General features: G+C 71.1%; 7 protein-coding genes. 6 read left to right on the top strand and 1 reads right to left on the bottom strand.

Annotated features, from left to right (window positions below; all coding sequences use genetic code 11):
* The coding region (locus tag ABZ646_RS35145) for an alpha/beta hydrolase (RefSeq protein WP_360528212.1) at positions 1 to 1014 on the top strand (1014 nt) is incomplete at its 5' end.
* Positions 1015 to 1079: 65 nt separating this feature from the next.
* Positions 1080 to 1478, top strand: coding sequence for a RidA family protein (locus ABZ646_RS35140; RefSeq protein ID WP_360528209.1), 399 nt, complete (start codon positions 1080 to 1082; stop codon positions 1476 to 1478).
* Positions 1479 to 1491: 13 nt separating this feature from the next.
* On the opposite strand, the gene ABZ646_RS35135 is transcribed toward ABZ646_RS35140, so the two are convergent.
* A complete protein-coding gene (locus tag ABZ646_RS35135; protein WP_360528206.1) occupies positions 1492 to 2067 on the bottom strand; it encodes an adenylosuccinate lyase in 576 nt (191 codons plus the stop codon).
* A 378-nt stretch (positions 2068 to 2445) separates the two neighbouring features.
* Between ABZ646_RS35135 and ABZ646_RS35130 the strand changes: the two genes are divergently transcribed.
* From ABZ646_RS35130 to ABZ646_RS35115, 4 genes are all read left to right on the top strand, one after another.
* Complete coding sequence (locus tag ABZ646_RS35130; protein WP_360528203.1) at positions 2446 to 4251, top strand: 3-hydroxyacyl-CoA dehydrogenase family protein; 1806 nt, start codon at positions 2446 to 2448, stop codon at positions 4249 to 4251.
* A gap of 136 nt (positions 4252 to 4387) precedes the next feature.
* The gene (locus ABZ646_RS35125) at positions 4388 to 5203 is read left to right on the top strand and encodes a TetR family transcriptional regulator (protein WP_360528200.1); all 816 of its coding nucleotides are present in this window, start codon (positions 4388 to 4390) and stop codon (positions 5201 to 5203) included.
* 406 nt (positions 5204 to 5609) lie between these two features.
* Entirely contained in the window at positions 5610 to 6953 is a 1344-nt protein-coding gene (ccrA, locus tag ABZ646_RS35120) for a crotonyl-CoA carboxylase/reductase (protein WP_360528197.1), read from the top strand.
* A gap of 17 nt (positions 6954 to 6970) precedes the next feature.
* On the top strand, positions 6971 to 7551 hold a 581-nt coding region (locus ABZ646_RS35115), incomplete at its 3' end, for a methylmalonyl-CoA mutase family protein (RefSeq protein WP_360528194.1).

Genomic DNA, 7551 nt, shown 5'->3' with positions numbered 1-7551 from the left:
GGCCTCGCGGACCTGGATCAGGTCCGGCAGGCCCTCGGTGCCCCCCGGATCAGCTACTTCGGCTACTCGTACGGCACCTACCTGGGCGCCGTCTACGCCAAGCTGCACCCGGACCGCGTCCGCCGGCTGGTCCTGGACTCGATCGTCGACCCCACGGGCGTCTGGTACGACGACAACCTGAGCCAGGACTACGCGTTCGACGACCGTCAGCGCGCCCTGATGGCGTGGATCGCCAAGTACGACTCCACCTACCGGCTCGGCACCGACCCGGAGCAGGTCGAGGCCAAGTGGTACGCGATGCGGGCGGCGCTGGCGAAGAAGCCCGCGGGCGGCAGGGTGGGTGCCTCCGAGCTGGAGGACACCTTCATCCCCGGCGGCTACTACAACGGCTACTGGCCCTACCTGGCCGAGGCGTTCTCGGCGTACGCGAACGGGAAGAAGACGGCCGCGCTGGTGGAGGCGTACGACGACTTCGGCGCGGTCGACGCGTCCGGCGACAACGGCTACAGCGTCTACGCGGCCGTCCAGTGCCGGGACTCGTCCTGGCCGCGGGACTGGAACCAGTGGCGCAAGGACAACTGGGCGGCGTACGGGAAGGCGCCGTTCATGGTGTGGAACAACGCCTGGTACAACGCGGCGTGCGCGTACTGGCCGACGAAGACGCTGAAGCCGCCGGCCATCGCCAACGCCGCGCTCCCGCCGGCGCTCCTCTTCCAGGCCACGGACGACGCGGCCACGCCGTACCAGGGCGGTGTCGCGGTCCACCGGCTGCTCGCGGGCTCCAGCCTGGTGGTCGAGCAGGGCGGCGGCAACCACGGCATCACGCTCAGCGGCAACGCCTGTCTGGACGACCACCTCGCCGCCTACCTGGCGGACGGCACGGTCCCGCGCGGCTCCGGTGCGGCCGACGCGGTCTGCCGGAAGACCCCCGATCCGGCTCCGCTCACCACCAAGACGGCCTCGACGTCCTCCCGCGGCTCGACCCTGCACGGCCTGCTGGGCTTCCGCCGCTGAGCGGAGCCGCCGCCGGTCCGCCGATCCGCCGGGGCGTTGTCAGACCCGTGGTCCACCATGGACGCATGAGTGATCCGATCCGCATCACCGCCCCCGCCGGAGTCGCCCCCGCCGCCCAGTACACGCACGTGGTGTCGGCCGCCGGACGGCTGGTGGCCGTCTCCGGGCAACTCCCGCTGGACGAAGACGGCGAACTGGTCGGCGAGGGCGATCCGGAAGCCCAGGCCCGCCAGGTCTTCGAGAACCTGCGCCGCTGCCTCGCCGCGGCCGGCGCGGGCTTCGACGACGTCGTCAAACTCACCTATTTCGTCACGGACATGGCCCACATGCCGGCCCTGCGCTCCGCCCGCGCCGCCCACATACCCGACGACCGCCTCCCGGCGTCCTCGGCCGTACAGGTGGCCGCCCTGGTTTCCCCGCGGTTCCTGATGGAGGTCGAGGCGCTGGCGGTGGTCGCGGGCTGACCGGCTGGACTCCTCACCTCTGTCTGGGGATGCGGGCCAGCGCCCGGACCGCCGCCTCGGCGAGGGCGGGATGGGCCAGCGCCTCGTTCAGGACGCGGCGGGACCGGGGGTCGGCGAGGGTGCCGAGGCCGTCGACGCAGGCGAGGGCGACCTTGCGGTAGGGGTCGTGGGGGCGCAGTCGGCGCTCCAGGGTGGTGATGAGGGCGGGGACCGACTCCGGCGCACGCAGTTCGACCAGTAGGCGGACCGGGTGCAGGGCGTAGGCGACCCGCAGTTCGTTGGTGGCGAGGGCGGCGGCGGCGCGGGCGGTGCGCGGGTCCTGGAGCCGGGCGAGGGCGTGCGCGGCGGAGGCGCAGCGGGGTGGGTCCCGGTGGTTGAGGAGGAGGACCAGGGTCTCGAACGCGCGGCGGTCGCCGGCCGTGCCCAGCCGGTACGCCGCCAGCTCCCTGGCCCACAGGGGCTGTCCGGCGGCGGTGAGCACCTCCGCGAGCTCGTCGTGGTCCTCGGTGGCAAGAAGCCGGTCGTAGGCGGGCGTTGCCTGCGACTCCTGCCGCAAACGCTCCGTGAGTGATCGCAACTCTTCGTCCACGACGCCCAGCGTAGAGGGGTCGCGGGAGCGGAGGGACGTACATCACAAAGTCGGGGGGCTGGCGCGCTCGTTACCCGCCGGTTAGGCTCAATCGAGCGAGTCACCCACTCGCGCTACCGCTCACACGGTTTGGTGACGCAGCCGTCGTGAGCACGAAGGTCGGTTCGGTACCTCGTACCGCAGTCCGGCCCGGCTCCGGGACAGGGCCGGTCGGAATCCGCCGCTCCCGGGCGTGTGCGCGCCCGTGACGGCAGCACCGGGCGTGTGCGCTCGCAGCCCGGCGACACCCGCATTCCACGCAGCACTCGTGCACCCGGTGCGCCCCTCGGCGCACCCGGGCGCGTTTCCAGTCGTCACCCTCATTCCTGGAGTCCCGCGATGGCCACTCCCCAGCCCGACCCTTCCCTGTCCCCCCTGCGGACCGTCGCCGTCGTCGGCCTCGGCACCATGGGCACCGGCATCACCGAGGTCCTCGCCAAGGCGGGCCGCGAGGTGATCGGCATCGACATCAGCGAGGCCCAGGCCGCCGCGTCCCTCGCCGCCCTGGAGGCCGCCACCGCGCGTGCCGTCGCCCGGGGCAGGCTCACCGAGGAGGAGCGCGCCGGCGTCCTCTCCCGGGTCCGCACCGGTACCGACCTCTCGGCCGCGGCCGACGCCGACCTCGTCATCGAGGTGGTCCCGGAGTCGTACGACATCAAGCACCAGGTCTTCCGTGAACTGGACGGCGTCGTCCGCCCGGACACCATCCTCGCCACCGGCACCAACGCGCTCTCCGTGACCCGCCTGGCCGCCGACTCGGCCCGCCCCGAGCGCGTCCTCGGCCTGCACTTCTTCAACCCCGCCCCGGCGATGAAGCTGGTCGAGATCGTCTCCTCGGTGCTGACCGCGCCGAGCGCCGTCGCCACCGTCACCGACCTGGCGATCGAGCTGGGCAAGGAGCCGGTCGCGGTCGGCGACCGTCCGGGATTCGTCGCGGACGGGCTGCTGTTCGGGTACCTCAACCAGGCCGCCGCGATGTACGAGGCGAAGTACGCCTCCCGCGAGGACATCGACGCGGCCATGCGGCTGGGCTGCGGCCTGCCCATGGGCCCGCTCGCGCTGCTGGACCTGATCGGCATCGACACCGCGCGTACCGTCCTGGACGCCATGTACGCCGAGTCCCGTGACCGGCTGCACGCCCCGGCCCCGATCCTCAAGCAGCTCAGCGAGGCGGGCCTGACCGGCCGCAAGTCCGGGCGCGGCTTCTACAGTTACGAGGCTCCGGGCAGCGCCGTCGTGGTCCGTGACGCGGGGACCCCGCTGGACGGCGCCACCCCGGCCCCGGGCCGCACGGTCTCCTCGGTCGGGGTCGCCGGTTCCGGCACCATGGCCTCCGGGATCGCCGAGGTCTTCGCGAAGGCCGGGTACGAGGTGGTCCTCGCCGCCCGCAGCGAGGAGAAGGCGCAGGCGGCGAAGGCCCGGATCGGCAAGTCCCTGGACCGCTCGGTCGGCAAGGGGCGGATGACCGCCGAGGCCGCCGCGCGGACGCTGGACCTGATCACCCCGGCCGGCTCGTACGAATCCTTCGCACAGGTCGACCTGGCGGTGGAGGCGGTCGCCGAGGACCTGGAGGTCAAGCGGCAGCTGTTCCAGACGCTGGACAAGGTCTGCAAGCCGGGCGCCGTCCTCGCCACCACGACCTCCTCGCTGCCGGTGGTCGCCTGTGCCCGCGCCACCTCGCGTCCGCAGGACGTGATCGGGATGCACTTCTTCAACCCGGCGCCTGCCATGAAGCTGGTGGAGGTCGTGCGGACCGTGCTGACCGCCGAGGACGTGCACGCCACGGTGCGCGAGGTGTGCGCGAGGATCCGCAAGCACCCCGTCGACTGCGGTGACCGGGCCGGCTTCATCGTGAACGCGCTGCTGTTCCCGTACCTCAACAACGCGGTCAAGATGGTCGGGGAGCACTACGCCTCGCTGGACGACATCGACGCGGCGATGAAGCTCGGCGGCGGCTACCCGATGGGCCCGTTCGAACTGCTCGACGTGGTCGGCCTGGACGTCTCGCTCGCCATCGAGAAGGTGCTGCACCGGGAGTTCCGCGACCCGGGCCTCGCGCCCGCGCCGCTCCTGGAGCACCTGGTGGCGGCGGGCTGCCTGGGCCGCAAGACCGGCCGCGGCTTCCGCGAGTATGCCCGCCGCTGACGGCGTCGGCGACTGGTTCCGGGACGAGAAGGACTGGGGCGGACTGCTCGACCCCTGCGGGACGCCCCCGCCCCCCGCGGGCGGGGGTTACCCCGGGCGTGCGCATCAGGCTGCGCACATGCAGTACGTTCGGGTCATGTCCCAGCCCGCCAAGTCCTCACGTACCCCCGCCACGCCGGACGCGCCGGAAAGTGCCGCAGGCAGTCGCGCGGCGGCCCAGCGGCTCAAGATGCGCCGAGAACTGGCGGCCGCCGCGATGGAGCTCTTCGCGACGAAGGGGTACGAGGCGACCACCGTCGACGAGATCGCGGCCGCGGCCGGGGTCGCGCGCCGCACCTTCTTCCGGCACTTCCGCTCCAAGGAAGAGGCGATCTTCCCGGACCACGACGACACGCTGATCCGCGCGGAAGCCGTGCTCAACGCGGCCCCCGCGCACGAGCACCCGCTCGACACCGTGTGCCGTGGCATCAAGGAAGTGATGAAGATGTACGCGGGCCGGCCGGAGATCTCGGTCGCCCGTTACAAGCTCACCCGCGAGGTCCCCACGCTCCGCGAGGCCGAGATCGCCTCGGTGGCCCGCTACGAGCGCCTCTTCACCCGCTACCTCCTCGGGCACTTCGACGAGCACGCGCACGCGGACGACGCGAACGACGATCCGCTGCTGGCCGAGGTCGCCGCGTCGGCGGTGGTCACGGCCCACAACCACGTGCTGCGGCGCTGGCTGCGGGCGGGCGGCCAGGGCGACGTGGAGGCACAGCTCGACCACGCCTTCGCGATCGTCCGCAAGACGTTCGGGACCGGGATCGGGGCGGGCCGGGAGACCGCGCCCCGCGCCCCGGCCGCGGGAGCCTCGGCGCTCTCGCAGGGCGAGGTGCTGGTGACGGTGGCGCGGACGGACGCGCCGCTGGACGAGGTCATGCGCACCATCGAGCAGGCCCTCAAGGAACGCTGACCCCTCACGGGGAGTGTCTTGCGGCACTCCGTGCCTGTGACGACGGCCACCCGCCCGGGTGGCCGTTTTGGCATGTCAGGGGCCCTTTTCGGGCAACTTTCCGAGGCGGTGCGATCGATCATCGCTCATTTGTTACGTAAAGATTTCATCTGAGGGGAAGATCTGGCACTCAGTGCCTTGCGGCATGACACGCGGTGTCATACGTTGAGGGAGTCCGGCCTGTCCCGGTGAGCACACCAGCTCCCCCGTCGGACGCCTGCGTCACAGGCAACCTCCCGCGCCACAAAGCGCCGCCATAGCACCACCACCGCCGAACCGACGGCACGTACCCCGAAACCCTCAGCAGCACCGACGTAACCCTCAGCGCCCCTTCCCGCAAGGGGCGCACATCGCCGGAGGCAACACCGTGACCACTCAGGCCATCCTGGACGCGATCCAGTCGCCGGACTCGACGCCGGCCGACTTCGCCGCCCTGCCGCTCCCCGAGTCGTACCGCGCGATCACCGTGCACAAGGACGAGACGGACATGTTCGCCGGTCTGGAGACCCGCGACAAGGACCCGCGCAAGTCGATCCACCTCGACGAGGTCCCGCTGCCCGAGCTGGGCCCGGGCGAGGCGCTGGTCGCCGTCATGGCATCGAGCGTCAACTACAACTCGGTGTGGACCTCGATCTTCGAACCGCTGTCGACCTTCGGCTTCCTGGAGCGCTACGGCCGCCTCAGCGAGCTGACCAAGCGGCACGACCTGCCCTACCACATCATCGGCTCCGACCTCGCGGGCGTCGTCCTGCGCACCGGCCCCGGCGTCAACGCCTGGAAGCCCGGCGACGAGGTCGTCGCGCACTGCCTGAGCGTCGAGCTGGAGTCGAGCGACGGGCACAACGACACGATGCTCGACCCGGAGCAGCGCATCTGGGGTTTCGAGACCAACTTCGGCGGACTCGCCGAGGTCGCGCTCGTCAAGTCCAACCAGCTGATGCCGAAGCCGGACCACCTCAGCTGGGAGGAGGCCGCCGCCCCGGGCCTGGTCAACTCCACCGCCTACCGGCAGCTGGTCTCCCGCAACGGCGCCGGCATGAAGCAGGGCGACAACGTGCTGATCTGGGGGGCGAGCGGCGGCCTCGGCTCGTACGCCACGCAGTTCGCGCTGGCCGGCGGCGCCAACCCCGTCTGCGTCGTGTCCTCGCCGCAGAAGGCGGACATCTGCCGGGCGATGGGCGCCGAGGCGATCATCGACCGCAACGCCGAGGGCTACCAGTTCTGGAAGAACGAGCAGGAGCAGGACCCGCGCGAGTGGAAGCGCTTCGGCAAGCGCATCCGCGAGCTCACCGGTGGCGAGGACATCGACATCGTCTTCGAGCACCCCGGCCGCGAGACCTTCGGCGCGAGCGTGTTCGTCACCCGCAAGGGCGGCACGATCACCACCTGCGCCTCGACCTCCGGCTACATGCACGAGTACGACAACCGCTACCTGTGGATGTCGCTGAAGCGGATCATCGGCTCGCACTTCGCCAACTACCGCGAGGCCTGGGAGGCCAACCGGCTCATCGCGAAGGGCAAGATCCACCCGACGCTGTCGAAGACCTACTCCCTGGAGGAGACCGGGCAGGCCGCGTACGACGTGCACCGCAACCTCCACCAGGGCAAGGTCGGCGTGCTCTGCCTCGCTCCCGAGGAGGGCCTCGGCGTGCGCGACGAGGAGATGCGCGCCAAGCACCTCGACGCCATCAACCGCTTCCGCAACATCTGAGACACCCGAGGTCATAGATGACTGAGCGTCAGATCGCCGACGGGGCGCGTGAGCCCGCGCAGAGGGAAAAGGACCGGCCGTGGCTCATGCGCACGTACGCCGGGCACTCCACGGCCGAGGCGTCCAACGAGCTGTACCGGCGCAACCTCGCCAAGGGACAGACGGGTCTGTCGGTGGCGTTCGACCTGCCGACGCAGACCGGCTACGACCCCGACCACATCCTCGCCCGCGGCGAGGTCGGCCGGGTGGGCGTGCCCGTCTCGCACCTCGGTGACATGCGCCGCCTCTTCCAGGACATCCCCCTGGAGCAGATGAACACCTCGATGACGATCAACGCCACCGCGATGTGGCTGCTGGCGCTCTACCAGGTGGTCGCCGAGGAGCAGGGCGCGGACATCACCAAGCTCCAGGGCACCACCCAGAACGACATCGTCAAGGAGTACCTGTCCCGGGGGACGCACGTCTTCCCGCCGGGGCCGAGCCTCCGCCTGACGACGGACATGATCGCGTACACGGTCTCCCACATCCCGAAGTGGAACCCGATCAACATCTGCAGCTACCACCTGCAGGAGGCGGGCGCCACGCCGGTCCAGGAGAT

Origin of the sequence: Streptomyces sp. NPDC007162 (genome assembly GCF_040634175.1) — a bacterium.
Classification (GTDB): Bacteria; Actinomycetota; Actinomycetes; order Streptomycetales; family Streptomycetaceae; genus Streptomyces.
The sequence above is the reverse complement of the archived record's forward strand: the minus strand, read 5'-3'. Positions and strand labels throughout refer to the sequence as shown.